Raw genomic sequence first — 25,075 nt, forward strand, 5'->3', positions numbered from 1 at the left:
GATTAATTGGTTAAAAATTGTAAATATTGTTTGGTGAAATTGTATTCGAAAACGGCTTGCACATGCTCTAGTTCTTTTTGAATTGTTTGGGTTTCTGATTGTAGTAAATCAGTTGTTTTTTCTAATCCTTGTGTAAATCTATTTTGACGAATTCTGTATGCCTCTTGGGATTGCTCGAAAGCTAATTGAGATAACTTGACTTTGTTTTCGGCATCGAGTAACTGACGATTTGTTTTATTGACTTCTAGTTGGCTTTGTTTTTTGTATTGTTGCGTTTCGATACTGGCTTTTTGAAAATCGGCTTTGGCTTTGTCCATTTTACCAATGGATTTATAGCCGTCAAATACGCTCCAGGACAATTGGGCTCCTACAGTATATCCATTTGCTTTAGTACCGAATAACGTTTGATCATATAGTTCATAGCTACCAAAGGCATTCAATCGTGGCAAGAAATTCATTTTGCTTGACAAGTACATTTTTTGATAAGCCGATGTCGATAAAGTCATGGCTTGTATGTCTTTTCTGTTTTCGGGAACCTCTGTTGTAACTGTAGCTACGCTAATGTTGCTTTCCAATTCTTCCGAAGGTTTGTAGGTTTTATTTTTAGTGTCTTCATTCAATAAAAAACCTAAATAATCAGAAGCATTTTGAATGTTGCTTTTTGCATATTGCAATTGATTAGTAACCTCATTTACCCGAATTTGAACATTTAAAACATCCGTTTTTTGCACTAATCCTTGTTTGAAATAATTGTCAATTAATTTTAAATTTGCTTGCGCTGTTCTTTCTGCTTTTGTCAAAACAGTTACCGCTTTGTATGCCAACTGCAATTGCATATAAGCTTTGCTTACTTCTAACTGCATGTATTCCTTAGTACGTTCGGTTTGCAGTTGATAGGCTTGCATTTTAGCAAAGGCCGCTTTTCTCTCGTAAAGTCCGTCAGCATTGAGTAATGGTTGTTGGATACTAATTACAGTAGCAAAGTTTTGTGTTTTGGCCGGATTGTTTAACAGAGTCGGATTAAAGTCGGAAGCCGTTAGTATTTCCTGATTTAGTTTAGAACCAAATGCCATCAATGGATTCGTAGTTGAAATTCCGGTATGACTAGCTGTAATGTTGGGCAAAAAGAGCGCATTGGATTGTTGGTAATCTGCTTTGGCTGATTGATAGGTTTTTTCAGCCTGCTTTATCTGAAGATTGGCATCGGCTATTTTTTCTTGAATTTCTTTTTTAGAAATAGACAAGGTATCTTGACTGTAGCCAAAAATGGAGTAACTTAAAATTCCGATGGTGATAAGAAATTGATTCTTCATAATGGTTGTTCTGAATTATGAAGCAAAGATATTATGGCGAAATTCTGTAGTCAGTAACTATTGTCACACAGCCAAAAAAAAGTGCCTGATAAATCAAGCACTTGAAAAAATCTTACTGTAAAAAATCAGGATTTGGTCTTAGCGGCACAACAGGCAGCTTTTCTTTCTTTTGGACAATTTTTCATTTCTGCTGCAGTACACATTTTTTTATCCATAGCACATTTCTTCATTTCTGCTGCAGAACATGTTTTTTCTGTTTTAGCTTTTTGTTTTGCTCTTGGCTTGCCAGCTTGAGCATTGCTATTGACTGAAAATAAGATAGCTGCTAAAGCCATCATTGAAACAATTTTTTTCATATGTATTGTATTAAGATTATTATATATTATTATTTTTTTTATTGCTTTCGGAATCATTTTCAGGTTTCTTTTTTTGGATTTCTAATTTGTAGAATAGCCATCCAAAACCTATCACAAGGTGCAACAGTATGATCCCAAAGATTATTTTTTCCATAGTTGCTTCAATTGTTGTTTTATAATTATTCGATGTTGACTTTGGGTTGTAGTATCACTTTAGAAGTGATTGAATTTGAAATAAGGCAAGCTTTCTCGCTCATTTCCATTACTCTAATTCCTTTGTCTTTTAATGTTTCTTCTTTAATGGTTAGTATGGGTGAAAGTGTTATTTCAGTAATGCAAAATTTGCCTTCAACCCTGTCTAAAGTTCCAACGGCATTGCATTCAAACTTTGTAAATTCAAATCTAGAATTTTCGGAAACCGCTAAGAATGTTGTCATAAAGCAACTATTTACTGAAGCCACGAACAAATGTTCCGGCGACCATAAACCAGGAATTCCTTTTGGGAATTCAGGAGGCGTAACTACTTCTATTTTACTGTTTAATACATCCGACTGTAGTATTCCTTTTCTATCTTCAATCCAGTTTAATTTTACTTGATATTGGTGTTGATCTGACATGGTTTGCGATTTGTTATTTAGTATTTTGTAAAATAGTCTCCGTTATCTGCTCTTTAGTTAATACACCTGATTGCCGCCATAATTGCGCTCCGTTTTGAAATAACATCATGGTAGGAACACCTCGGATTTGGTATTTTGCCGCCAGTTCCTGATTTTTATCCACATCTATCTTTATAATAGTAATTCGATCGCCTAAACTATCTTTAACATTTTTAAGTACTGGACCTAACATTTTGCATGGGCCACACCAAGTTGCATAAAAATCTAGCAATACAGGTTTATCTGAATTTATAATTTCCTGAAATGAATTATTCATTATTCTCTTTTTTAGTGTATGAAAGGTTACATCCACTTGCGCCACATCCTAAGTTAAAAATGGCTTGGGCAAAGAAGAATATACCAAAAGCTATAAAAAACCATTCGTGTGTAGTATATGCTTGAAAGAATAGAAAAAAGGCAAATCCCAATCTTACCCAACGCATCGTGTGCCAGTTTGTAAACAAAAGTTGTTTCATCGTATTGTCTTTTAATTCATTTTCCCAATAGCACAATTCACATAGGACTTTGCTATTTTTAGGAGTGAGTTATCTCCTTTTTCGGGATAGCCTAACTCATTGAGCTTCTTTATTAGAAGGGCTTTTTCGACATCCCCAGTAATGGTAATGGTATCTGTCTCTTTGTCGATAACCACTTTTTCTACTTTGTCTAACTTTAATAAGGCGGTTTGAATACTATTCATGCAACCGCCACATTTAATGTTTTCGACGATAATTTGTTGTTCCATTATTTTGTTTTATTAGAACAGGTATTGATGCCAAACGGAGCATACAATGGGCAAAAGCTAATTAAGCTGGTTAATACAAAGACCACTGCTAACGCTCCTAATACTATCGCAACTGTCCCACTGATGGTATTGGTAAAATATAAAATTGCTACTATAACAGCTAACACGATTCGGATTAGCTTGTCGGTTGTTCCCATATTTTTTTTCATGATTTCTTGTTTTTATTTGGTTAAAAGTGACTCGACATTTTGCCAAGTTCTACCGTTGGTTACGTTTGTAATGCCATTTCGTTCTAAAATGGCTTTAGCCTGACTACTGCGGGCTCCGCTTCTACAAAACACCACAATATTTTTTTTGCCTTTAAATTTGGACAACAGGTTTGGTATTTGATCTAAAGGGATGTTTACAGAACCTTTTACATGTCCTTGAGCAAATTCGGCTGACGAACGAACATCAACCAAGAAAGCTTCATCATTTATTTTTTGAGACAAATTGTTATCTTCTTTTGAAAACATATTTTTGAGTATTCCAAACATATTTTAGGTTTTAGAGTTAAAAAAATAGTTGTTAAAAACAAAATGTACACCGGCTTTACAACTATAGCATTTTGATAAAATGTATTATAGGTATATAAATAGGGCAATTAATTTTTTGTAAAATTACAGCCAATCGTTTAGATAGTTTGTGATATATATCACATAAAGGAGAAACGAATGTAATAAAAGAATGTAGTAAAATAAATAGTGATGAAATGATAACTTATCAGACTTTTAAGAGTTCTATCTGATTTCGTTGCAAAATTAAAAGTCCGCGTTGCTCCATTTTTTTTAGTAATCTTGAGATTACTTCTCGTGACGTATTTAACTCTGTTGCAATTTCTTGGTGGGATAGGTTTAGTTTGTTTGAATTATTGGCTTCTTTGTGTCTTTTTAAATAAAAGACTAATCGTTCATCCATTGCTTTAAAAGCAATATTATCTACTACATCTAAGACTTCTTCAAATCGGCTACGATAGGTTTCAATTACAAATTCGTACCAACTTCGATGTTGCATCATCCATTTATCCATTAAAGAAAGAGGTACCATTATCAATTCTACATCTTCGACAACTTTTGCCATAATTTGGCTAGTTTCATTTTTTGTAGCACAAATCATTGATATTGCGCAAGCTTGACCAGGTTGGAGGTAATACATGAAAAACTCTCCGCCATTTTCATCTTCTCTGTATATTTTTATTCTGCCGCTGATAACCAATATTGTATTTCTTATATATTGACCTGTTCTCATTAATACATCGCCTGTTTTGAATTCTTGAATTGTGGCGTTAGTATCAATATCATCAATGAGTGAATTTGAGAAATAAGGGAATAATTTTTTGATTGGTTCGTGCATTAGAATGAATTTTAGAAAAGTAAAAGTACTATAAAACAAATTGCATTCTAGTGAAGAACGCTAATTTTTGATTTAGCTGATTGTAAAGGCATCTTATTTACTTATTGTTACTATTTCTACAATACTAGATTATTTAAAGAAGCTTGAGAGAAAAAATTTGCTCACTGTGTATTTATTTTTTTAAAGGTATTCGCAAAAAGCTAGGAGCATTTCCGGCGCAAGTCAAGTAGTGAACATGTTATTGCACTAATAACTGTGACGGTATTTTTTTTAGGAGCGTTGGGAAGGAGTGGTAGAAAAAATATTTATCTATTCCAAGAAGGACTTATAAGTTTGGCTTTACCTAATCGGATTAAAATCATTGAAGCCAATAAGCAAAAGATGATAGCTTGTATTGTTGCTTCCGGACCAAATTCACCACCTGTTATTAAGCTATTTCCTGAAATTTTTGTAGTTAGGAAACTGCTTGTTTTTTCATTACCGGAAGTTATGGCTCCAAAAATCCCCGATTGCGTAAAATTCCAGGCAAAATGTATAGCGATTGGAAACCATAGATTTCGCTTGTAAATATAGGCAGCCCCCATAAGGAATCCGGCTTCTATAGCAACACATACTCCGGAGAATAAAGTACTATTTGGATTTATTAAATGCAATGCCCCGAAAATAATGGCAGAGAGTAATAGCGCGATATAACTGCCTAACTTTTCTTCTGCGATTCGAAAAATAATTCCCCTTATTAAAATTTCTTCAAAAATCGCTACTGAAAAGGCTACCGTGAAAGGAATAATCATATTGGAAATCGCATTAATAGCAACAATTTCAAAACCACCATTTAAAGCAATCACTAACACTGTCAGGCTCTGTAATAGTGACCCTATCAGTATTCCTGTAATACTATAGTTGATTATTCCTTTACTAGAAAATTCTGTTATCTCTCTTTGTTCAATTTTTCTAAAAAAGTAACTATAGGCGCCAATTACAGCAGCAGATGCAATTATTCCTTTTATGAGGTTTCTGTAATTTTTATCTAATAACGTTAAATCAAGTATTTTCGATGTTACTTGCTGAGCGATTATAAAGGCAATAAAACACACTAAAAGACCGAGTAGGATTAAAGTTATTGGAGCATTTAAAATTCTTTTTTTGGTGGTAATTATTTCCATAAGATTTAAATTTGATGGTTAAATTAAATAGCTTAAATTGTAGTGTTAGATTTTAATTGCTAGTGAATTTATTGAATGGTATAATTCGTTACATCCGATTCACTTACTCTGAAATAGCCAAGTGCATAGTTTTCAAAATTGGTTTCGTTTTTTATATTTCCTCTCACTGTGGCTGGTGGAGACTGAAACGGTCCTCCTCCGGAACTACCAGCCACACTTAGCAGTATACTCATATAATTATAATAGGCTTGTGATATACCATAGTGCGTAATTTCAATCTGTTCGCCAGGATTAGTATCCGCTTCGAGTACCAAACTGAAAAAGGTATTTCCCTGAAAAAAGGTATCGTCATCAATAGAGTATTCCGGTTTTAGGTTATTTGAGAATTTGTATTTATAGAGATAATAATTATCAACGTTTGGCGGATCGTTGAAAAAAGTTTTAATTTTCAGGAAGTCATTTCCAAGACCCGTTTGAAATTCTTGTGTCACTGAAGTTATTGCCGATACTGATTTTAGGGTTTCAGAAGCGGTATATTGCTGTCCGTTATTGACCACCGTTAAAGTGTAGGTTTCGTCAATCACCGGAACAAAATTGGAACAAAGATAAACTCCCGTATTAGGTGTTTCTGTAAAGTTAAAAACAACATTGGAGCTGTTTTTTACCAATACCGTTGCCCCGGAAACTGCTGGTATTACATTGGTATAAAAATCAGTTGTGGTAGACAATTTTATAACCTGGTTGTTGCCAGCTGTCCCTTTTTGCCAAATCAGAGAGGCATCAATTACTAGCCTAGGGTTTGCTGTGTTTAAAGGAATGTCAACTACATCCTGGCAGCTGTTTAAAAATGTAGCTGCGAGTATTACGATTATTAAATTTACTTTATTTTTCATGGTGTTTAGTATTTAAAATTTAAAATTATAGCTTACAGAAGGAACCATTCCGAAAATGGAAGTTCTTAAGGCTTCATTATTTCCAGTATCGGCATTTTGTTTAAAATTTATTGAAGCAGCATTCTTACGGTTGTAGACATTATAAATACTAAATACCCATTCTGATTTCCAGCTGCGTTTTTCATTACTATGAGGCGTTAAGGTTGCCGAAATATCTAAGTGATGGTAAACCGGTAATCTATTTTCATTTCTTAGTCCATAACTGGGTACCAAAATATCCTGATAAGTATACTGACCGTTTGGATAGGTTACCGGCTGTCCGGATTGGAGTATAAAGTTAGCTCCAAAACTCCATTTTTTATTTAAAGTATAGGAGCTTGTAACGGCTAGATTGTGTAATTTATCATAGGCAGAGCTATACCATTTTCCGCTGTTTATTCCTGTTTCAGAACTGTTTCTTCCCGGAGTTTGTTGTTCTGATTTTGATAAAGTGTATGAAATCCAACCTGTTAATTTGCCTTCATTTTTTCGTAACATTAATTCTAAACCATAAGAGCGCATTTTACCGTTGAGGACCACTTGTTCAATTGCTTCGTTAGCAACCAAATCAGCGCCATCGATATAATCCATTCTGTTTTGGATTTTCTTGTAGAAGGTTTCTACTTCAAGGGAATAGTTATCATTACTAAAATTTTTGAAATATCCCAAAGCCACTTGGTCAGCAATTTGGGGTTTGATGAAGTTGTCACTTGGCATCCAAACGTCAAGTGGTGTTGGCGATGAAGTATTGGAAACTAATTGTAAATACTGAACCATTCTGTTGTAACTGGCTTTTATAGATTGATTTTTATTCAATTCATAAGCAATAGAAAAACGAGGTTCTAAATAATTATAGCTTTGAATTACTTTGTTTTTATCATAATACCGGGTTCCGATTGGCGTTGCTTTTTGATACGTTTGTGTATCCTGATCAAAAATTACGGGTTCGTTGTTGGTATAAAGATTTATGTTGGATTGACCAAGTCTATAAAAGAGGCTGTATCTTAAACCATACGAAAGTGCTATTTTTTTAGAAATTTCTTGTTGGGCATCTAGGTATATGGCTGGTTCAAAAGCATATTTTTTATCTAATTGTTTATAATTTATTCCCGAATTTGCACTTGTTGGTGAAATGGTTCCTGGGTTGAAATCATAATAAATACTATTGATACCAAAATTTAATTTGAATTTATCAGAAATGTAATTCTTGAAATCATATTTTACAGTGTAGTTTTTTATTCCGGAATCCCAATTGAAATCGGCTAAATCCAAACCTAATCCAAAATAGTAATCGCTATAAATTAGTGACAGATTTGAAAATAATTTGTCATTGTATAAATGATTCCAACGCAAGTTTAAGATGGAATTACCATACGTATTGGTAAAACTTTTATTTAAACTAAAAACATCGCGACCGAAATACCCTGATAAGAAGACATTATTGTTTGGGTTTAATTTATAGGATACTTTTGTGTTTAAATCATAGAAATAGGCAGCGTCATTTTTGTGTTTATCCGAAAGTTTTAAAAATAAATGGGCATAAGAAGCGCGACCACCTATTAGGAATGAACCTCTTCCCTTTACTATAGGACCTTCGGCTAATAATCTGCTGGAAATTAATCCAATGCCTCCATTCATATGGAAACCGCTACTGCTGCCGTCTTTTTGATACATATCTAAAACAGAAGAGGCTCTTCCTCCAAATCTTGCTGGAATTCCACCTTTGTATAATTTCAAATCCTTTATGGCATCAGGGTTAAAGACTGAAAAGAAGCCAAAAACATGGGAAGAATTAAATATGGTTGCTTCGTCTAAAAGAATTAAATTCTGATCGGCACCACCTCCCCTAACATTGAAGCCAGAAGCTCCTTCTCCAGCATTAGTAACTCCAGGCAGTAGTAACAGCGATTTGAGCACATCAACTTCACCAAGAACGACAGGCATCTTTTTTATAGTAGCAATAGAAAGTTTGTTGATACTCATTTCTGCTTTTCTGATGTTGGTTGCTTTTTTTTCGGCGGTAACCACTACTTCTTGTAATTGCTCTTCGCTACTGAAAAGTTGAAAGTTGGTTTTGGTGTTTTTGTTCAGCGTAACGCTTTCTGATAACGTTTGAAAACTCACAAAACTCAATTGGACGATATAATTTCCTTTGGGAATTGTTATAGAGTAGAAACCATATTCATTGGTTGTTGTTCCTGTTTTTAATTCAGGAATATACACGTTGACACCAATTATAGTTTCATTGCTTTTGGCATCGGTAACCGTTCCGCTTAAGGTAAATTTTTGAGCTGACAGGTTACCTGTGTTTGTGTCTTGCGAATACATATTACTAAAAAAAAGCAGCAGTGTTGTGGTTAAGAGGTAAATTAACTTTGCGTTCATATTTTTATTTTTTAAAAGGATTTTTAAATTTCAATTGGTAATAGCATTACAGATTTTTGCCTACCTTCTTAGTTATTTCTTTAGGGATGGCATTTTTATTGACCATTACAGAAATTGTTTTTAATTGCAAATATTCTTTTGACATATAGAGATACCCACCACAATCACTATTGTCAGATGAGTTTTTTAGGATATAAAAGCGATTGCCTTTTTCGTTTTCTGCCATTCCAATAATGTGCATGTTGTGTACATCTTCGGTGGTGCGATTATCGAAAGCTGCCTGTCTAATATCTTGAGTTATGATTTTAGGATTATCCAATACTGCGAAACCATTTTTAAATCCTTCGTAAATATCTCCATCCCAGCAAACCGAATAATTTTTCATCAAAGCATTATCGATTACGGTAGTGAAATCATCGATTGGAAGATTTAAATACTGATTGTTGTTCCAGTTGGCTTCAATCTCTAAATTGAACTTTGCATAAAAAGGATGATGCGTATAGGAAGTTATTTCTACATAATCATCAGGATTGATTCCAATCATTTCATTGGCAAATGATATAGTATTGTATTGTTTACCATCATACTCAAAAGTATAGGGTACTTCGCCCATAGTTTGCGTTAGGATTTTATCCATGTCATTTCGGTATAGTTCTGGTGTCAAATCTCCATGGGAATTTTTATAATAATTAGCCTTTTCTAATAAGGCTTTATTCATATCACCATGATCATGTTTAGTATCAGCATCATTTTTTCCGGAATAAACACTTTCTGGAATGGCTCCATATTCCTTGTAGGCTTTTAAAACACTAAAAGTTAAATCGCCTTCTGAAAAAGCACTGGCACCATTTCGTCTGATATAATTTTCGGCTTTATTGATATAAGTAGGTCTAACAAAAAACATAGGAGAAAGCACAATGGTTTTTTTACCCAATCTAATGGCTTCGGTTTCTATGAATGAAGTGGTAGCAAAACTCCAACAATCACCAGTGGCTTGTTGGTCTTTAATGGGTGTGGTCTCTATTAACTTAATTATTTTATATCCAGCAATTTTTGGATTTAGATTTGTTTTTAATTTAAATACATAATTGGTTCGGCTTAATTTTAAAGCGGTATTACCACCCCACATTCCAGTAATAATAGAATCTCCGGGCATAATTTTTCCTTTGAAAATTAAAGGAGCAGTTTCTGGCCAACCTAATGATTTTCTCGCGTCAGCGAAAACACTATCCTCAACCATCCATACTTTATCAAGGGAAATGTCTTTTAGTCTTTTATCAGGGAAATCCATGAAGCCTTTGATTGAATTATTTTTTAATTCAAATCTAAAAAGCACTAATTCAGATGAAGATAAGTCTTTGGTATTCGTTTTTCCCATCCAAGAACCAGCTAATGGGTTTTGGGTTTTAGGTTGCGCTTGCATTAAAAAGCCAATAAATAATAGAATAATTAGAATTGCATTTTTAGTTCTCATACTTGTTCTTATGTATAATTTTATACAAAAGTCCAAGAATGAAACAAGGGCTACAATATTATTATGCGAAGTACCTGAAGCTGTCTGCAAACTAGCGTTTTAAGTCTGCAAGGCATTTGCTGAAAAGCTAGATTCTGTTATTTATCATCTTAAAAAACAGTTCTTTATAGGTTTCAGAAATTGGAATTATCTGATTAGCAATTTTTATTCTCATCCGTTCAATGGATTCTATTTTGTTAATCCCAACCATATAGGATTTATGCACTCTGCAGACCAGATTGGATGGTATGATTTGCTCTAGTTCACTAAAGTTTTGAAGCGTCATTATTTTTTTATTTAAGGTATGGATTCTGCGGTAATCCCGCATTCCTTCAATAAATAAAATATCGCTTAAATCGATTTTTACTAATCGGTTTTCAGTCTTTACAAAAATAAAGTCCTGTTGCGTTGAAGGTAAAGGTTGAATGGTATTTTCTTGTGCTTTGTTTACCGCTTTTAAGAATCTATCGAATGTAAATGGTTTTAATAAATAGTCGGTGACGTTGAGTTCGTAACCTTTTATAGCATATTCTTGGTAGGCCGTAGTTATAATAACCTGACTTTCTATTTTGGAACTCTCCAGTAATTCGATACCAGATAACTCATCCATATTAATGTCTAAAAAAAGTAAATCAACTTTATTAGCTTTTAAATACGCCAACCCATCCAGTGCATTTTCGAATGTACCACATAAATTCAGAAAGGGTATTTTGTCGACAAAACTCTTGGTTCTCTCAAGGGCCAAAGGTTCGTCTTCTATGATGATACAGGAATAGCTATCCATTTTTGATTGTTAATTTTACACTGTAAAGGTTCGTTTGTTTGTCAATTTCTAATTGATGTTGCTCGGGATAGATCAAATGTAGCCGTTTTTGAATAAGATCATTGCCTAAACCATTGCTTTCTTGCACTACTTTTCGATTGGAATCATATTTATTTTCACAAACAAACAGAATTTCATTCTGATTAATAACTAACTGAACCGTAATAGCATTGTCTATTTTCTTATTGGTGCTGTGCTTAAAAGCATTTTCAATAAAGGGAATAAAAACCATTGGAGCAATTGTTATGTTCGCTGGATTACCTATTACTTGAAAGCTAACATAATTCGCATTTGCCGTCCTAATTTTTTGTAATTCGATGTATTTCTCAATGTATTCAATCTCTTTTCGCAGTAAAATTTCATCTGTTTTGGTTTCGTAAAGCATAAAACGCAAGATGTCGGAAAGCTTGTTTAAATAATTGGAAGCTTCGGTTGCATCTTTTAAAATCAGTACATCAATGTTATTTAGTGTATTAAATAAAAAATGAGGGTCCAACTGCGATTTTATCAATGCCATTTCGGTTTCATGATTTTTTTGCTTCAACTCTTCTTTTAATTTTATTTCATTAAACCAGGTGATAAAACCTTTAATAATTAATGCTGCTAAACCTACTATTGCAGCAATAAAACTCATAAATAATATTGTTCTTATAGCGGTTGACCTACCATTTACGCCTCCTTTATCCATGTCATTAAGAAAACCAGATTCAATTAAATAGCGCATCAGGATATAGGCAATTGTAGAAGCAGCAATTGAAATTAATACCCCAAAAATAAAGGAAAGGAAAAACTTCTTTTGTTGTAGGTATTTTGGAAAAACTAGTAAATAGCAACCATAAAATGTTAGAAATGATGGAAGAAAGGCAAATAGGAAAAGGGATTTGAAGGCATTTAAAACTCTTACTGTTTGATCGACTGCTTGATTACTGCTCCTGTAGAAAACAGCTAACATGATTGCTATTAAAAGTAAATAACAAAACCAAAAACCAATATGTAATAAAATAACGATTGATTTTTTCATAACTTCAAATTTAGGGATTTAGAAGAACAATATTCGATGATTTTAAAATCATTAGAAAATATAGTATTCCAATTGGGGATATTCGTCTGCAAGATGCCGAAAAGTCAATGCAGAAGCAATATCCCAATAGTAAAAAATCCTAAAATCCGGATATATTAGATAATGCATCTAAAATATCTTGTGGTTCAACTCGAAGTCTATAATCACCGTTTTCAGATTTTGCAAAAACAATTGTCCCGTTTTTATCAATTATAAACACCGCTGGAACTGGAATATCCTTAGTATCATGGTTGTAAAAATCATAGAAATCATAAAAATCAACCCCCAGTTTTTGGGCTTCATTTATAATTTCGGTTTCACTATCTATTATAGTTGTAAATAATTTTGCTACACTATTTCCAGCATCACTTAACACGTCATAACCGAGGTCATGTTTGGCTTGCATGTACAAAGAACTAACAGGGTTTTGTGGAGAAATAGCAATTAAGTTAGCCCCAAATGCTTTAATTTCTGGCACTATTCTCTGATAAGCATTTAATACAAGATTACAATAGGGACACCAATTGCCTCTATAAAAAGTAACAACAACAGGTCCTTTATTTATTAAACTCTCCATTGAAATTATAGTACCATTGGCATTAGGAAGTTTAAAAAATGGTGCTTTATCACCTACTTTGATTTTTAATGGGTTTTTGATTTTTTTTGCTAAAAGCGTTGCATCCAAATTGAAGATGTCTAAAGTTTCTTTACCAAGCATAGCTTCTAGGTCATATTCAAATGTATTTTTTTCTTCGCTATATACTGGAATTTTAATTGATTCAGCCATTTTTTTGGATTTAGAATATTTGTTTTAAAAATTAGAATTGCTTTAATAGCGTAATCAAACCTTGATTAACATTTTAAAATTTGAATGTTGTTTTAAAAGAAAGATAGCTTACATCTTTTCCATTTCCTGTAGCTTTTGGATAGCTGCCCGCTTCAAAATAGGAGGCATCCAATGAGAAAGATAGATTCTTATTTTGTTGATAGTTGGTTTCCAAAACATAGAATTGGCCTAGTGTTTTTTTATCCGAAACAAAAAGGGCATTAGGTCTTGGTCTGTTTTCAATCATACCTGGCGAATAGGTTCCGTCCTGATTGCTGTTTCTTGCCATAAAGAATACTTGTGCCAGTATGTTTAGCTTTTGGATAGGATTTATTTTAAGGTAAGGATAGAAACTGATGATGTTTGTTGCTCCAATTGGAACTGCAAGACCATAAGCAGGTTTAGCATACAATAAATTATAGGTGTTTAATTTGTTGTCACTATTGTCTTTATCCCCTGAAGCCACATTAGCGGCAAAACCAATTATTCCTTTTTTGGCAGGCAAGACCGTTAGATTAACATCCGCTAAAAAGTTATACGCTTCAATAGTTAAATCATTGAATTTACCTGTTTGATACCCACCTTCAAATTCAAAGTTTATGGTTTTCATATTTGAGAACAAACGTATACCAAATGTTTGACGGTCTTCAAATCCGCTTAAATAATTGTACATTCTAGCTTTTGATTGGAAATCGACTAGATAATAGTCCAATCCCAGTTTGCGATTAGAAAAATAGTGTGTTCCATAGATACCATATAAACCATCATGCATGCTTTCGTCATCAAAGACATATTGTTTTGAAATTACTTTAGAAACGGCAAAGAAGTCCATTGTCCCATTTTTGAATTTATGTTTAACTACCAATCCATCAAAGGCTTGTCTTGTGTTTGGTCCTTCTCGAACAGTAATTAAACGATGGTTGCCATAATACATTTCCTGATGGCCTAGTCTGAAATTCCAGTTGGTTACTTTTAATTCTGCAAATGCCAGATGAAGACTTAACTGGTTTTCATCAATTTCGGGAATAATTGGGTTGTCATTCAGGAAGCGAAGTGTGCTGTTAAGCTGGATGAAAAAACGAAAATGATTTCCTAATTCTATATTAGAATGTACCATTAATCGGTGCCAAAGTTGATTGACTGAAACATCTTGAAAAGTAGGAGGCACATCACCAAAGTTGATGTTGTTATACACCTGAAACTGTTCACGCAATTCGCCTCCAAAAGAAATGGAATTGTTCTTTCCCAGAGGAATATATTTTAGCTGATTGAACCCTTTTTTGATACTGTCTTTTTTCACCATCGAAAAGTCATCATCGTAACGCATCAAGCTGATTTTATTTTGCGCCTGTGTTGATGACACCATCATTGTGACCAAAAGTGTTATTGTATAGATTAAATTTTTCATAAGTATTGTAATTTGTTGGTATAAATCCCAACAGTTATTTGATTAAATTTTTTGATTGTAACTTCATTTCTCTGAAGTTCGATTGAAACCCATTCATAAACCGAAGGTCATTACCATTGCAAAATAATGACCTACGGATACTATCGCTTTCGCGAATAAAAAAATTACGGTTTGATTACGTGTCCTGTAACCGATCCAAAAACACTTTTGCGGAACATGAACTCCAATTGTTTCATAGTGGTTGGAATTTCTCCCGGAAAATAAGGGAAATAATGTGGAGAGTTTTCGATAACTGTTGGACTAACTGCATTGATACGAATACCATTTTCCAATTCGATGGCAGCTCCACGAACAAATCCTTCTACTGCTCCGTTGGCAGCTGATGCATTGGCGAAGTTGATTTGTGGTTCTTCTGTTAAAGCACCAGTAATTAAAGTGAATGATCCTTTAGGATTAATATAATGTTGTCCGATAAGCACTAAATTAATTTGTCCCATCATTTTTCCTTCTACACCTTTTCTGAATGTTGTATCGTCTAATTTTTTCCATGGTCCAACGAAAGTTGGTCCAGCTGTTGAAATAAGAGCGTCAAAAGGTCCTACTGCTTGAAAGAATTTTTCAATGGCTTCTGGTGAAGTAATATCGACTTGAAAGTCTCCTCCTTCAGAAGCTGCTCTAATGATTTCATTTTCTTTTTCAAAGGCACTTGATAAGTACGTTCCCATGGTGCCAGTTGCACCTACGATGATAATTTTCATTTGTTAAAATTTTAATTAATTATTTATTTAGCAAAGATATTTCAGGAGATAGGCTGCAGGATAGGACAAAAATGAAGTTGAATAGGACATATTTTAAATTGTTTTTCAGCTATAAACCACAAACAAAAAAACCCTGAAACTTATTAATTTCAGGGCTTACTCAGCTAATTATTGGGTGTGCTAAGCTATAGCTTATTTTTTTCTGCCAACAAACCGAATTACAGAACCTTTTCCGATATGGTATTTGCCTTCTTCTAATGTAATTTCTTTTTCTTCTAAAAGTAATATCTCATAATTGTCAAAGTCAGCTGCTATTTCAGCAGTAGAGAACAACATATCAAAATCTTTTGGACCACCGACTTTTGGGTCAATACTATTGTAAAGCAAATGCAATTTACTGAAAGCTTCGAAAATAATAATGCCTCCGGGTTTTAGATAGTCATTTAATTTCTTATGCAACACTGATTTTTTTTCAGCAGCAAAATGTGCGTAGATTAAACCAATAGCATCGAATGACAATGGCTCAAACTGGAGTTCTTCGAGATCTCCAACACTATATTCCAGGTCAACCTTTTTTTCTTTTGCCAATTCAAATGCTTTTGACATTCCTTCTTCACTTAAATCAGTTGAGGTTACTTTCCATCCTAATTGTGCTGCAAAAACGCCATTACGCCCTTCGCCATCAGCGGGCATTAGTATTGAACCCGGTTCGAATTTTTGAATCCATTCTTTGAAAAATAAATTAGGTTCTTTTCCGTAAACAAATTCGTTGTCCATGTATCGTTCATTCCACATGGCTTTATAATCAGCATCCCAAGATTTATTCATTATTGTTTTTTTTAAAATTGTTCTAAAATCATTTTTTTACTAACCATCATTCCGGCTGCTGTCCCCATTGCTACTGAATTTGCAACAGAGCGCAATCGGGTTACATTATCACCGCAGGCATAAACGCCATCAATAGAAGTTTCTTGAGAAGGATTTACCTTGATATAGCCTTCGTCATTTAATTCGCAACCTAACGATTCGGGAATAGCACAATTTTGTTCAAACGAGTTTCGGGAATACATTGCCTTTACTTCAGCTTTTGTACCGTCTTTGAAAATGATATTTTGTATGTATCCATTGTTGTGATCTAGTTTTTGAATTTCTTTTTCTACTATTTTTATCTGATGTTTTAAAAGTTTCTCTGTTTGTTTGTCACTCAATGTTGATTTTCCATTGGTATACAAAGTTAAGTCGTTTGTCCAATTAGAAATCAGTTTGGCTAATTCATTTCCGTGTTCCCCATTGCCTAATATACCCGTTTTTTCATTTCTAACTTCGTATCCATGGCAATAAGGACAATGCAACATCGAAATGCCCCAACAATCTGAAAATCCTTCTATGGCTGGCATTTTATCTTTTATACCCGTTGCAAAAATTAGCTTGTCAGCCAGAAATGTTTCGCTCGTTGTTACCTGAATTTCAAATTGATTCCGTATCTTTTTTCCATTGGTTGCAAAACCTTCAAAAAAGGTAACAGAATCATAATTTTCAACTTGTTGTTTGGCAAGAGTTGCAATTTCTAATGGCGTTTTTCCATCTTGGGTAAGGAAGTTATGTGAATGTGGTGTTTGCGCATTACAAGGTTTTCCGCCGTCAATAATTAGCACTTTTTTCAAAGCTCTGCCCAAAGCCATAGCTGCAGCAAGTCCGGAATAACTTCCGCCTACAATGATTACATCAAATTTTTTATTCTCTTTCATAGTATCGTCTTTTGAAAATTTTAGTGTTGGAAATGGTAATGAAAGTGCCACCAGTGCGAGTCCGCTTTGCCTTATAAATTCCCGTCTGGAATGTGATGGTACTGTTGAGTTGTCATCATTCATTCTGGATTATTTCTTGTTTATGTCTATTGATAGTTGACGCATGATAAAATCCACAAAAGGAACACCAACGAACACAACCCAAGGCACTAATATAAGCGTTAGCATTAAAGTCTTTAAATACAAAGGTAATTCCAGTGAGGATTTGCTTAACAGATAAAGGAATAATGTAATAGAGGGGTAAATTGCCACCCAGATTTTGAAGGCAGCCATTAATTTCATTTTTGTTTTCATACCGATTATTATTTTGAATATTTATTCAGCAAAAGTAAATGCAACAACAATGATGGGAATAGGACAAAAATAAAGTTGAATAGGACTTATTTGGAATTGTTTCGGAAGGCCTCGGGTGAACTCCCAACATGCTTTTTGAAGAATCTTATAAAATAAGACGCATCCTCGTAACCCAAGTGATAGGCAATTTGACTTACTTGGTTTGAGGTGGCAAGAAGTTGTCTTTTTGATTCTAAAAGAATGCTTTCATTGAGAATATCGGAAGGTGTTTTGTGGAGTAATGTTTTAGTAATGGCATTAAGTTGATAAGAAGTAAGATTTAGCAATTGAGTATATTGAGATACTTGTTTGTATTTGGCGATATTCGATTCCACCAGCTCTAAAAATTCCTCCAGTTTCTCTTGTGCATAAGGAGTGGCTTTCGTTGGAGGGACAGGTATATTTTGTCTTTGTCTAAGCAGTTCTATTAGTAAAATACTCAGGTTGGCTTTCAGAACTTCCTGATAACCTTTCGCTTTTGTGGAATACTCTTTTAAAATGTCTGCTAAAATCGTTTCTGTTTTTTGGTAGCCTTCCGGTCCAAGCAGGTAAAGATTATTTTGGCTTATCTTTCTTAAATGCTGCTGTGAAACACTGTTATGAGTATAGAGAAAATCACTTTTAAATTGTATTAAATACCCTGTACTTGCAGCTTTGAGATTAAGTTGATGTACCTGTCCCGGTCGCATTAAGAAAACGGTGTGGTTTACAATATCATATTGTGTAAAGTCTATTTCATGGAGTCCGTTACCAAATTTTAAAATGAGTATATAAAAGAAATCATGTCTGTGTAGCTCTTGAATCATATCTTTTCCCTCTAACAACTCTTGAATTTCTCTTATGCTGAAACTTCCTGACAAGTCAGGTTCTTTTTGAGTTTGTAGAATATGTCTTATAGGAATTTTCGACACTTAGTATTTCTTAATTATTTCAAAGATAATTAAGTTTTACTAAAATGTATAATTGAAGTAATTTTTAGGACCGTTGGGAAGGCATACCTGACAAAGATTTATATTAAGATGAGGACTGTCAGTGGCAGTAAGGCACAAAGTCTTTAGAGTTTAAAAAAATCTTTAGTTCGTAACATAAATTCGGGATTAACTTCGTTGAGTCCAAAAAGGGATCCTGAGCAAAGGAAACCCAAACGGCATTTCATGCCGTTTGGGTTTTTATTTTCCAGACACTTACAAAAGCAGGGCTTTTGACGCGGCTGGAAAATAAAAAACCCGAAACTTTCGTTTCGGGTTTTCTTTGCGGAGAAAGAGGGAACGAAATAGCTTAATTGCTAATTAACTCTAAATAATTGAATTAGAACAAAAAACCTCGTTAAGTTAAGTATTTAAAGGGTTTTTAATAAAAAACAAAATTAATTTGCATTAGGTTAAATTAGTGTAAATTCGCTTTTGGTCGGACAAATGTCGGACAAAATATTTTTTTATAATAATTCTACTATTTATATTTGTCGTAACTAAAATATGAAATATGGCTACGATAAAATATTCGATTAGAGGAAATAATAATCCATCAAAAATATACATCCGATTTGTTGCAAATAGAGAAACTGATATTAAACTAGCAATTCCGTTAGTTATCAATCCAGCTTATTTTAATAACGCAAGTGGTAAAATACGGAAAGTCTCCCAGTTTGCTGAAAGAGACAATTTGCAAAATGAATTAGACACTTTAGAATCCTATATAATTAGCAGATATAATAAAAGTGGTACAGGTGCAGATATAGTCAATAAAGATTGGCTAAATGAGTGTTTAAATTCCCATTTTAATAAAGCCGAAAAAACAGATAACAATTTCATTCTTAATTATTGCGACCTCTATGTAGAAAAATTGGAGTTAAAAACCAATGACCGAACTGGAGAACTCGGAACATCTAAAGCAACAATTACAAAGTACAAAACAATAAAATTAAAAATACAGGGGTTCCAAGAGTATAAACGCCACAAGTATAAACTATCTGAGATTGATTTAAAATTTAGAAATGATTTTCTCAAATATTTGCTTGAAGTAGAAAAGTTAGGCAGAAATACGGCAGGGCGTTATATCAAATTTTTAAAAACTATTTGTTTAGATGCTCAAAAGTCGGGCTATACTGTTAGTCCACAACTTCAACAAATTAAAGGTTTTAGTGTTCAAATTGATAAAATTTATCTTAATTGGAATGATTTAAAGAAAATCGAAAAAGTTGAATTGAAACAGGCACATTTACAAGATGCCAGAGATTGGCTTTTGATAGGTTGTTACATTGGTCAGCGTGTTGGAGATTTACTGCAATTAACAAAACAAGATATTAAGAAAATTGGTAATTTGGATTTTATAGAACTTATCCAACAAAAAACTAAAAAGAGAGTTTCCATACTTGTACACGATAAAGTAAGAGCAATTTTAGATAAAAGAAATGGAAACTTCCCACCTCTTTACAGCAAAAACATAGAAAGTTCAAAAGCTAAATTTAATTTGTACATCAAAGATGTTTGCCAAGAAGCCAAATTGAATGAAACAATTTCGGGTTCAATAATAAACCCTGAAACTTCTCGAAAAGAAAATGGAGATTTTCCAAAATGGAAGTTGGTCACTTCACATATTTGCAGACGTTCATTTGCTACAAATTATTACGGAGATATTCCGACAGGTTTATTATTGAATGTAACAGGACATAGCACCGAAAAGGAGTTTTTAAATTACATCGGCAAAACCCCAATAGATTATGCACAACAAATGGCGGTTTATTGGAACATACAAAGTCAAAAACAAGAAAAGAAATCAGTTTTGAGAATTGCTAAATAAATCAAGAATAGATTTAGTATAAGAACTATTGCAATGGCATTGCAATTAATATTAGAAAACATTGCAATACCATTGCAATAACTCACAACCGAAGCTAGATAAAGGAAAATGTTGTGTTAAAAAGGTAATAAATAAAACACATATATAATAACTAAGAGTATAATTTAGGAAAAGGCTTTTCAATTTTTTGAGAGCCTTTTTTTATGTTTTTTAATAAACTATATTTGCGTAATAAACAAAACAAAAAATATAGAGATAGATTAATTAAATAATATAAAAATATAGCGTTTTGCTAATGATTTCCCTGCTTTCTTAAATCCGCAAAATTTAAAAATTGTAGCACTGGGAGTTCAAAGCTGAAACGCCTACGGTAAACGTGGGCGGTTCTCTTTGTTCGTGCTACAAGGGTTTTTTGCGGAACCTAAGAAAGTGGACATTTGAGGATTTAGCCCACGTCGTATTTTTGGTAACACCAAAAATATATGCCCACACTACATTGGATTGGTAAAGACAAAATTATCAATCATCATCAAGAAGTTCCTTATAAAGTACTTAACCACGAATATGGTTTTTCCGAAAATGGAAAAACCGAAACTTCTATTGCAACAGGAAACCTTATCATTAATGGCGATAATCTTGAAGCACTAAAATCATTATTACCTAAATACGAAGGAAAGGTAAATTGTATTTATATAGACCCTCCTTATAACACAGGGAACGAAAGTTGGGTGTACAACGATAATGTAAATGCTCCACAAATAAAAAAATGGTTAGGCAAAGTTGTAGGCAAAGAAAGTGAAGATTTGACAAGACATGACAAGTGGTTATGTATGATGTATCCGAGATTGAAGTTGCTACATAAATTGCTTTCTAAAAATGGATTTATATTCATAAGTCTTGATGATAATGAGATTCATTCAATGAAGTTTATGTTGAATGAAATCTTTGGCGAAAAAAATTTTCAAGCTGAAATTATTGTTCAATCTAACAAACGTGGACAAACATATAAGCAAATTGCTAAAACTCACGAATATCTAATATGCTTTTCTAAAAGTGAAATTTCTAATATCAATGAATTGCCTACTGAGGTTGGGGAATATCCCTATGAAGATGAATTAGGAAAATATTCAATAAGAGAGTTAAGAAATAGAAATCCAAAATTTGGTAGATTTAATCGTCCAAATTTATTTTTCCCAATTTATGTAAATCCAAAAAATCCAGATAAGAATGGGTTTTGTCCAATATCATTAAAAAAGGATGATGATTTTACTATTGAAGTTCTCCCACTAAATAGTCAAAAAGAAGAAAGTTGTTGGAGATGGGGAACAAAAAAAGTTGAAGAAAACATTACCCACGAAAATGATATGGATTCAATTTTTGGTAAACCAAAGCAAGATGGTAGTTGGGGAGTTTATGATAAGTATAGAAAAGGAACTGTGAAAGCTAAAACTATTTGGACTGAAACAGAAATGATTAGTGAACAAGGTACATCATTACTCCGTAATCTAGGATTAGCAGAAGTTTTTCAATTTCCAAAGCCAATAGAACTGATTAAAAGAGTTTTGCTTTTAGGTACAGATGAAAATAGTATTGTGCTTGATAGCTTTGCTGGTTCAGGCACTACAGCTCATGCCGTTTTAAATTTGAATAAACAAGACGGTGGTAATCGTAAATTCATTTTGATAGAAATGGAAGATTATGCCGAAACCATTACAGCGGAACGTGTTAAACGTGTTATTGGTGGTTATGCTGATGTAGAAGCTACTGGAGGTAGTTTCAATTTTTACACTTTAGGCGAGCCTTTGTTTGATGACAATAATAATCTTAATGAAACGGTTGGCGTTGATAAAATAAGGGAATATGTTTGGTTTACAGAAACCCGAAGTACCAAAGCCATTGCCAAAAATGCCAATCCCTATCTTGGTGTTCACAACGATACAGCCTATTATTTTATTTATAATCAAGATAGCTTGACAACTCTTGATTATGAATCATTAGCGAGTTACATTCAACAGAAAGCAGAACGCTACATTATCTATGCTGATAACTGCCTTTTGCCCGAAACCTTTTTGCGAGAAAAAAATATTGAGTTCAAAAAAATTCCTAGAGATATAACCCGATTTTAAGTATGGAACTAAAAAGTTATCAAAAGCAAGTTATTGATGATTTGCACAAGTATTTTGAATATTTGCAGCTTCATAAAAAAGCCGATACTGCTTTTAATAGCTATTGGCAAGACAAAGTTGGAAGTTATAATCCACTCACGGGAGAAGGAATGCGACCTTATCAAAACACCGTGCCGGAGGCTGTTCATTTAAGTATTAAAGTGCCTACTGCGGGCGGAAAAACCTTTATAGCCTGTAATGCGTTGAAAACTATTTTTGATGCAATGGCTGATGATAAACCTAGAGCCGTAGTTTGGTTAGTGCCTTGGAGTAATCTTTTAGACCAAACAGTTAAAAACTTGTCTAATCCCGATCATCCATATTGTCAAAAATTAAATTCATTGTTTAACAACCGTGTTCAAGTTTTTGAGAAAAAAGATTTGTTACAAGGTGCTGGATTTAATGCTTCATCTGTAAGAGAACAATTGAGTGTAATGGTAGTCAATTTTTCCTCAATCAGAGCCAAAAATAAAGAAGATAGAAAATTTAACGAGCAGAACTCTAATTTATCCAGTTTCTCAAATAGCATTGATGACACTATAGTTTTAGAGGGGACAGAAAAGGAAGCTTTAATAAATGTTATTAGAAGTTTAAATCCCATTTTGGTAGTTGATGAAAGTCATAATGCCGAAAGTGATTTGAGTGTTGAAATGCTAAATAACCTTAATCCTAGTTTTATTCTTGATTTGACCGCTACACCCAAGCAAAATGCCAATATTGTAAGTTTGGTTTCGGCTTTTGAATTGAAGAAAGAACACATGGTCAAACTTCCTGTCATTGTTTACAATCATCAAAATATTGAAGGTGTTGTTGAAAGTGCTTTGCATTTGCAACATAAATTGGAATTGGAGGCTATTAAATTGGAACAAGATGGAGGGAAATACATTCGTCCGATTGTTTTGTTTCAAGCCCAATCCAAAACCAAAGAAGAGAATACCACTTTTGATAAATTGAAAGCTCAATTAATAGCAATTGGGATTCCTGATGAACAAATTAAGATTAAGACTGCTAATAAAGATGAACTAAAAGGAATTGATTTAATGAGTAGAGACTGTCCAGTTCGCTATATCATTACTATTAATGCTCTAAAAGAAGGTTGGGATTGCCCATTTGCTTATATCCTGGCATCATTAGCCGATAAATCTTCGGAAGTTGATGTTACCCAAATTTTAGGTCGTGTATTGCGACAGCCTTATGTAATGAGACATAACAGCACAATGTTGAATTTGTCTTATGTAATTACCGCTTCGGCAAAATTTCAAGATACATTGCAAAACATTATCAAAGGTTTGCAACAATCAGGCTTTAGTGAAAAAGATTATCGAGAAAAGGATATAATGACAGAAGCAGTAAAACAAACTGCCACACAAGAAACTTTGGATGATTTTTTCTTTCCGGAACAGAAAGAGGTTTCAACAACAGAACCAGCCATATTTGACACTCAAAAAGTCTCGTTTTCCCCTGAAGTTGTTTCAACAATACCATCAACTGTTTTTGAAATTGAAGAAATGGCAATTTCTCAAAATGAAGCTTTTGAACAAATGGTAACTCAAGGTGCTACCAATATTAGTAATACACAAATTTATACAGAAGTAGGTATGAAAATAAAGCAATATCCAATGCGTGAAAGCGTTGCAGAACAAGCCAAAGCAATAATATTACCAAAATTTGTAATTGAAATTCCTAAAAACGAATTTTTGCTTTTAGAAGAAGGCTCTACCGCATTATTGGATAGGGTAAACTTATTGAAAGATTTTAAATTATCTGATAAGGATATTCAAATTCCATTCAAAAGTATGTCTTCTGATTTGTATAAAATTGATGCAGAAGAAATACGGAAAGGAGAATATAAAATGTCACCTTTTAAGATAGAAAAGAGTAATGTTCAGGAACAAATAACAGAATATATTTTAGCAAAGCCAAAAGAGGGACAGATTAAAGATTTGGTGCATTTTGTATTAAAGCAAATTGATAAAATGCCACCTATTGCTGATGCCGAAATTAAGAAATACGTTACCCGAATTTTAGAAAACTTATCCCCACAGGAGTTGATTGATTTTAATCAATACAAACTTACCTATTCGGATATGATTAAAAAGAAGATTAATGATTTGGCTGATATTGAAGCAGAAGGCATTTTTAAGGATTGGGTTGCAATTAAAAAAATAAAAACAATGCCTAACTGGAGATTTGAAACGGTTATTATTCCATCAAAAATCGGTAATGATATTGGAAACTCTTTATACACTCACGAGGGTGATATGAACTCTTTGGAACAGGAATTTATAATGCAAATTTCGAGCTTGGAGAATATATCTTTTTGGCACCGAAATTTAGGACGTGGAAAAGGATTTTCACTAAATGGATTTAAGTCTAATCATTATCCTGATTTTATTATTGTAACCAAATCGAATAAAGTAATATTGGTTGAAACCAAAGGTTCTGACCGTGACAATTCGGATAGTGCTGCTAAACTTCGTTTGGGGTTGGCTTGGGAAAAATCTTCGGGAGAACAATATAGTTATATGATGGTTTTTGATAAGAATGCTATTGAGGGTGCTTACATTTTAGAAAAATCGATTAGTTTGATAAAACAGATGTAGCAAATTGATATAATATAATTCTTAACAATTCAAGAGA

Annotated in this window: 25 protein-coding genes; 3 read left to right on the plus strand and 22 right to left on the minus strand. The window is 33.4% G+C overall.

Going from position 1 to position 25,075, the window contains the following annotated elements; translation table 11 throughout:
• Positions 1-2 precede the first annotated feature (2 nt).
• The 22 genes from QWY90_RS09990 to QWY90_RS10090 form a co-directional block, all read right to left on the minus strand.
• Positions 3-1,313 carry a TolC family protein gene (locus QWY90_RS09990; protein ID WP_290285770.1) on the minus strand — a complete coding sequence of 437 codons (1,311 nt, stop codon included), beginning with the start codon at positions 1,311-1,313 and terminating at the stop codon, positions 3-5.
• Between the two features lie 125 nt (positions 1,314-1,438).
• Positions 1,439-1,726 carry a hypothetical protein gene (locus tag QWY90_RS09995; RefSeq protein ID WP_290285771.1) on the minus strand — a complete coding sequence of 96 codons (288 nt, stop codon included), beginning with the start codon at positions 1,724-1,726 and terminating at the stop codon, positions 1,439-1,441.
• 122 nt (positions 1,727-1,848) lie between these two features.
• Positions 1,849-2,286: an OsmC family protein gene (locus QWY90_RS10000; RefSeq protein WP_290285772.1), complete on the minus strand. Its 438-nt coding sequence runs from the start codon at positions 2,284-2,286 to the stop codon at positions 1,849-1,851.
• A gap of 13 nt (positions 2,287-2,299) precedes the next feature.
• On the minus strand, positions 2,300-2,602 hold the full coding sequence (gene trxA, locus QWY90_RS10005) for a thioredoxin (protein WP_290285773.1): 303 nt from the start codon (positions 2,600-2,602) through the stop codon (positions 2,300-2,302).
• A complete protein-coding gene (locus QWY90_RS10010; protein ID WP_290285774.1) occupies positions 2,595-2,801 on the minus strand; it encodes a hypothetical protein in 207 nt (68 codons plus the stop codon). Before QWY90_RS10010 ends, trxA begins: the two co-directional genes overlap by 8 nt.
• A gap of 11 nt (positions 2,802-2,812) precedes the next feature.
• Positions 2,813-3,070 carry a heavy-metal-associated domain-containing protein gene (locus tag QWY90_RS10015; protein ID WP_290285775.1) on the minus strand — a complete coding sequence of 86 codons (258 nt, stop codon included), beginning with the start codon at positions 3,068-3,070 and terminating at the stop codon, positions 2,813-2,815.
• A complete protein-coding gene (locus QWY90_RS10020) occupies positions 3,070-3,279 on the minus strand; it encodes a YgaP family membrane protein (protein ID WP_290285776.1) in 210 nt (69 codons plus the stop codon). The genes QWY90_RS10015 and QWY90_RS10020 overlap by 1 nt, the downstream gene beginning before the upstream one ends.
• Positions 3,280-3,291: 12 nt before the next feature.
• A complete protein-coding gene (locus QWY90_RS10025) occupies positions 3,292-3,606 on the minus strand; it encodes a rhodanese-like domain-containing protein (RefSeq protein ID WP_290285777.1) in 315 nt (104 codons plus the stop codon).
• Between the two features lie 226 nt (positions 3,607-3,832).
• Positions 3,833-4,462, minus strand: coding sequence for a Crp/Fnr family transcriptional regulator (locus tag QWY90_RS10030; RefSeq protein ID WP_290285778.1), 630 nt, complete (start codon positions 4,460-4,462; stop codon positions 3,833-3,835).
• 305 nt (positions 4,463-4,767) lie between these two features.
• The gene (locus QWY90_RS10035) at positions 4,768-5,625 is read right to left on the minus strand and encodes a CPBP family intramembrane glutamic endopeptidase (RefSeq protein WP_290285779.1); all 858 of its coding nucleotides are present in this window, start codon (positions 5,623-5,625) and stop codon (positions 4,768-4,770) included.
• A gap of 68 nt (positions 5,626-5,693) precedes the next feature.
• The gene (locus QWY90_RS10040) at positions 5,694-6,518 is read right to left on the minus strand and encodes a DUF4249 domain-containing protein (RefSeq protein WP_290285780.1); all 825 of its coding nucleotides are present in this window, start codon (positions 6,516-6,518) and stop codon (positions 5,694-5,696) included.
• A 12-nt stretch (positions 6,519-6,530) separates the two neighbouring features.
• A complete protein-coding gene (locus QWY90_RS10045; protein WP_379691449.1) occupies positions 6,531-8,942 on the minus strand; it encodes a TonB-dependent receptor in 2,412 nt (803 codons plus the stop codon).
• A gap of 46 nt (positions 8,943-8,988) precedes the next feature.
• Positions 8,989-10,416, minus strand: coding sequence for a C1 family peptidase (locus QWY90_RS10050; RefSeq protein ID WP_290285781.1), 1,428 nt, complete (start codon positions 10,414-10,416; stop codon positions 8,989-8,991).
• Between the two features lie 127 nt (positions 10,417-10,543).
• Positions 10,544-11,239: a LytR/AlgR family response regulator transcription factor gene (locus QWY90_RS10055; RefSeq protein ID WP_290285782.1), complete on the minus strand. Its 696-nt coding sequence runs from the start codon at positions 11,237-11,239 to the stop codon at positions 10,544-10,546.
• Entirely contained in the window at positions 11,232-12,299 is a 1,068-nt protein-coding gene (locus QWY90_RS10060; protein WP_290285783.1) for a sensor histidine kinase, read from the minus strand. Before QWY90_RS10060 ends, QWY90_RS10055 begins: the two co-directional genes overlap by 8 nt.
• 139 nt (positions 12,300-12,438) lie before the next feature.
• Positions 12,439-13,125: a peroxiredoxin-like family protein gene (locus QWY90_RS10065; protein ID WP_290285785.1), complete on the minus strand. Its 687-nt coding sequence runs from the start codon at positions 13,123-13,125 to the stop codon at positions 12,439-12,441.
• A gap of 73 nt (positions 13,126-13,198) precedes the next feature.
• Entirely contained in the window at positions 13,199-14,572 is a 1,374-nt protein-coding gene (locus QWY90_RS10070) for an alginate export family protein (RefSeq protein ID WP_290285786.1), read from the minus strand.
• Positions 14,573-14,736: 164 nt separating this feature from the next.
• On the minus strand, positions 14,737-15,330 hold the full coding sequence (locus QWY90_RS10075; RefSeq protein WP_290285787.1) for a short chain dehydrogenase: 594 nt from the start codon (positions 15,328-15,330) through the stop codon (positions 14,737-14,739).
• A gap of 192 nt (positions 15,331-15,522) precedes the next feature.
• Positions 15,523-16,158 (minus strand): class I SAM-dependent methyltransferase, encoded by a 636-nt coding sequence (locus QWY90_RS10080; RefSeq protein WP_290285788.1) that lies wholly within the window; start codon positions 16,156-16,158, stop codon positions 15,523-15,525.
• Between the two features lie 11 nt (positions 16,159-16,169).
• A complete protein-coding gene (locus QWY90_RS10085; RefSeq protein ID WP_290285789.1) occupies positions 16,170-17,201 on the minus strand; it encodes an NAD(P)/FAD-dependent oxidoreductase in 1,032 nt (343 codons plus the stop codon).
• A gap of 6 nt (positions 17,202-17,207) precedes the next feature.
• On the minus strand, positions 17,208-17,432 hold the full coding sequence (locus QWY90_RS17675; protein ID WP_500683690.1) for a hypothetical protein: 225 nt from the start codon (positions 17,430-17,432) through the stop codon (positions 17,208-17,210).
• An 86-nt stretch (positions 17,433-17,518) separates the two neighbouring features.
• A complete protein-coding gene (locus QWY90_RS10090; RefSeq protein WP_290285790.1) occupies positions 17,519-18,331 on the minus strand; it encodes an AraC family transcriptional regulator in 813 nt (270 codons plus the stop codon).
• Positions 18,332-18,953: 622 nt separating this feature from the next.
• Between QWY90_RS10090 and QWY90_RS10095 the strand changes: the two genes are divergently transcribed.
• From QWY90_RS10095 to QWY90_RS10105, 3 genes are all read left to right on the plus strand, one after another.
• Positions 18,954-20,270 carry a phage integrase SAM-like domain-containing protein gene (locus QWY90_RS10095; RefSeq protein ID WP_290285791.1) on the plus strand — a complete coding sequence of 439 codons (1,317 nt, stop codon included), beginning with the start codon at positions 18,954-18,956 and terminating at the stop codon, positions 20,268-20,270.
• A gap of 482 nt (positions 20,271-20,752) precedes the next feature.
• On the plus strand, positions 20,753-22,396 hold the full coding sequence (locus QWY90_RS10100; RefSeq protein WP_290285792.1) for a site-specific DNA-methyltransferase: 1,644 nt from the start codon (positions 20,753-20,755) through the stop codon (positions 22,394-22,396).
• A 2-nt stretch (positions 22,397-22,398) separates the two neighbouring features.
• Positions 22,399-25,038, plus strand: coding sequence for a DEAD/DEAH box helicase (locus tag QWY90_RS10105; protein WP_290285793.1), 2,640 nt, complete (start codon positions 22,399-22,401; stop codon positions 25,036-25,038).
• The last annotated feature ends 37 nt before the right edge of the window (positions 25,039-25,075 follow it).

It is taken from the genome of Flavobacterium paronense (assembly GCF_030409795.1).
GTDB lineage: Bacteria > Bacteroidota > Bacteroidia > Flavobacteriales > Flavobacteriaceae > Flavobacterium > Flavobacterium paronense.

Bases quoted from the DNA above. Each gene is read 5' to 3' on its own strand.
- QWY90_RS10075 (WP_290285787.1), bottom strand. From the start codon at position 15,330: ATGAAAATTATCATCGTAGGTGCAACTGGCACCATGGGAACGTACTTA.
- QWY90_RS10105 (WP_290285793.1), top strand. From the start codon at position 22,399: ATGGAACTAAAAAGTTATCAAAAGCAAGTTATTGATGATTTGCACAAG.
- QWY90_RS10080 (WP_290285788.1), bottom strand. From the start codon at position 16,158: ATGAATAAATCTTGGGATGCTGATTATAAAGCCATGTGGAATGAACGA.
- QWY90_RS09995 (WP_290285771.1), bottom strand. From the start codon at position 1,726: ATGATTCCGAAAGCAATAAAAAAAATAATAATATATAATAATCTTAAT.
- QWY90_RS10065 (WP_290285785.1), bottom strand. From the start codon at position 13,125: ATGGCTGAATCAATTAAAATTCCAGTATATAGCGAAGAAAAAAATACA.
- QWY90_RS10025 (WP_290285777.1), bottom strand. From the start codon at position 3,606: ATGTTTGGAATACTCAAAAATATGTTTTCAAAAGAAGATAACAATTTG.
- QWY90_RS10050 (WP_290285781.1), bottom strand. From the start codon at position 10,416: ATGAGAACTAAAAATGCAATTCTAATTATTCTATTATTTATTGGCTTT.
- QWY90_RS10010 (WP_290285774.1), bottom strand. From the start codon at position 2,801: ATGAAACAACTTTTGTTTACAAACTGGCACACGATGCGTTGGGTAAGA.
- QWY90_RS10000 (WP_290285772.1), bottom strand. From the start codon at position 2,286: ATGTCAGATCAACACCAATATCAAGTAAAATTAAACTGGATTGAAGAT.
- QWY90_RS10040 (WP_290285780.1), bottom strand. From the start codon at position 6,518: ATGAAAAATAAAGTAAATTTAATAATCGTAATACTCGCAGCTACATTT.
- QWY90_RS10085 (WP_290285789.1), bottom strand. From the start codon at position 17,201: ATGAATGATGACAACTCAACAGTACCATCACATTCCAGACGGGAATTT.
- QWY90_RS10030 (WP_290285778.1), bottom strand. From the start codon at position 4,462: ATGCACGAACCAATCAAAAAATTATTCCCTTATTTCTCAAATTCACTC.
- QWY90_RS10070 (WP_290285786.1), bottom strand. From the start codon at position 14,572: ATGAAAAATTTAATCTATACAATAACACTTTTGGTCACAATGATGGTG.
- QWY90_RS10100 (WP_290285792.1), top strand. From the start codon at position 20,753: ATGCCCACACTACATTGGATTGGTAAAGACAAAATTATCAATCATCAT.
- QWY90_RS09990 (WP_290285770.1), bottom strand. From the start codon at position 1,313: ATGAAGAATCAATTTCTTATCACCATCGGAATTTTAAGTTACTCCATT.
- QWY90_RS10045 (WP_379691449.1), bottom strand. From the start codon at position 8,942: ATGAACGCAAAGTTAATTTACCTCTTAACCACAACACTGCTGCTTTTT.
- trxA (WP_290285773.1), bottom strand. From the start codon at position 2,602: ATGAATAATTCATTTCAGGAAATTATAAATTCAGATAAACCTGTATTG.
- QWY90_RS10095 (WP_290285791.1), top strand. From the start codon at position 18,954: ATGGCTACGATAAAATATTCGATTAGAGGAAATAATAATCCATCAAAA.
- QWY90_RS10035 (WP_290285779.1), bottom strand. From the start codon at position 5,625: ATGGAAATAATTACCACCAAAAAAAGAATTTTAAATGCTCCAATAACT.
- QWY90_RS10060 (WP_290285783.1), bottom strand. From the start codon at position 12,299: ATGAAAAAATCAATCGTTATTTTATTACATATTGGTTTTTGGTTTTGT.
- QWY90_RS10055 (WP_290285782.1), bottom strand. From the start codon at position 11,239: ATGGATAGCTATTCCTGTATCATCATAGAAGACGAACCTTTGGCCCTT.
- QWY90_RS10020 (WP_290285776.1), bottom strand. From the start codon at position 3,279: ATGAAAAAAAATATGGGAACAACCGACAAGCTAATCCGAATCGTGTTA.
- QWY90_RS10015 (WP_290285775.1), bottom strand. From the start codon at position 3,070: ATGGAACAACAAATTATCGTCGAAAACATTAAATGTGGCGGTTGCATG.
- QWY90_RS17675 (WP_500683690.1), bottom strand. From the start codon at position 17,432: ATGAAAACAAAAATGAAATTAATGGCTGCCTTCAAAATCTGGGTGGCA.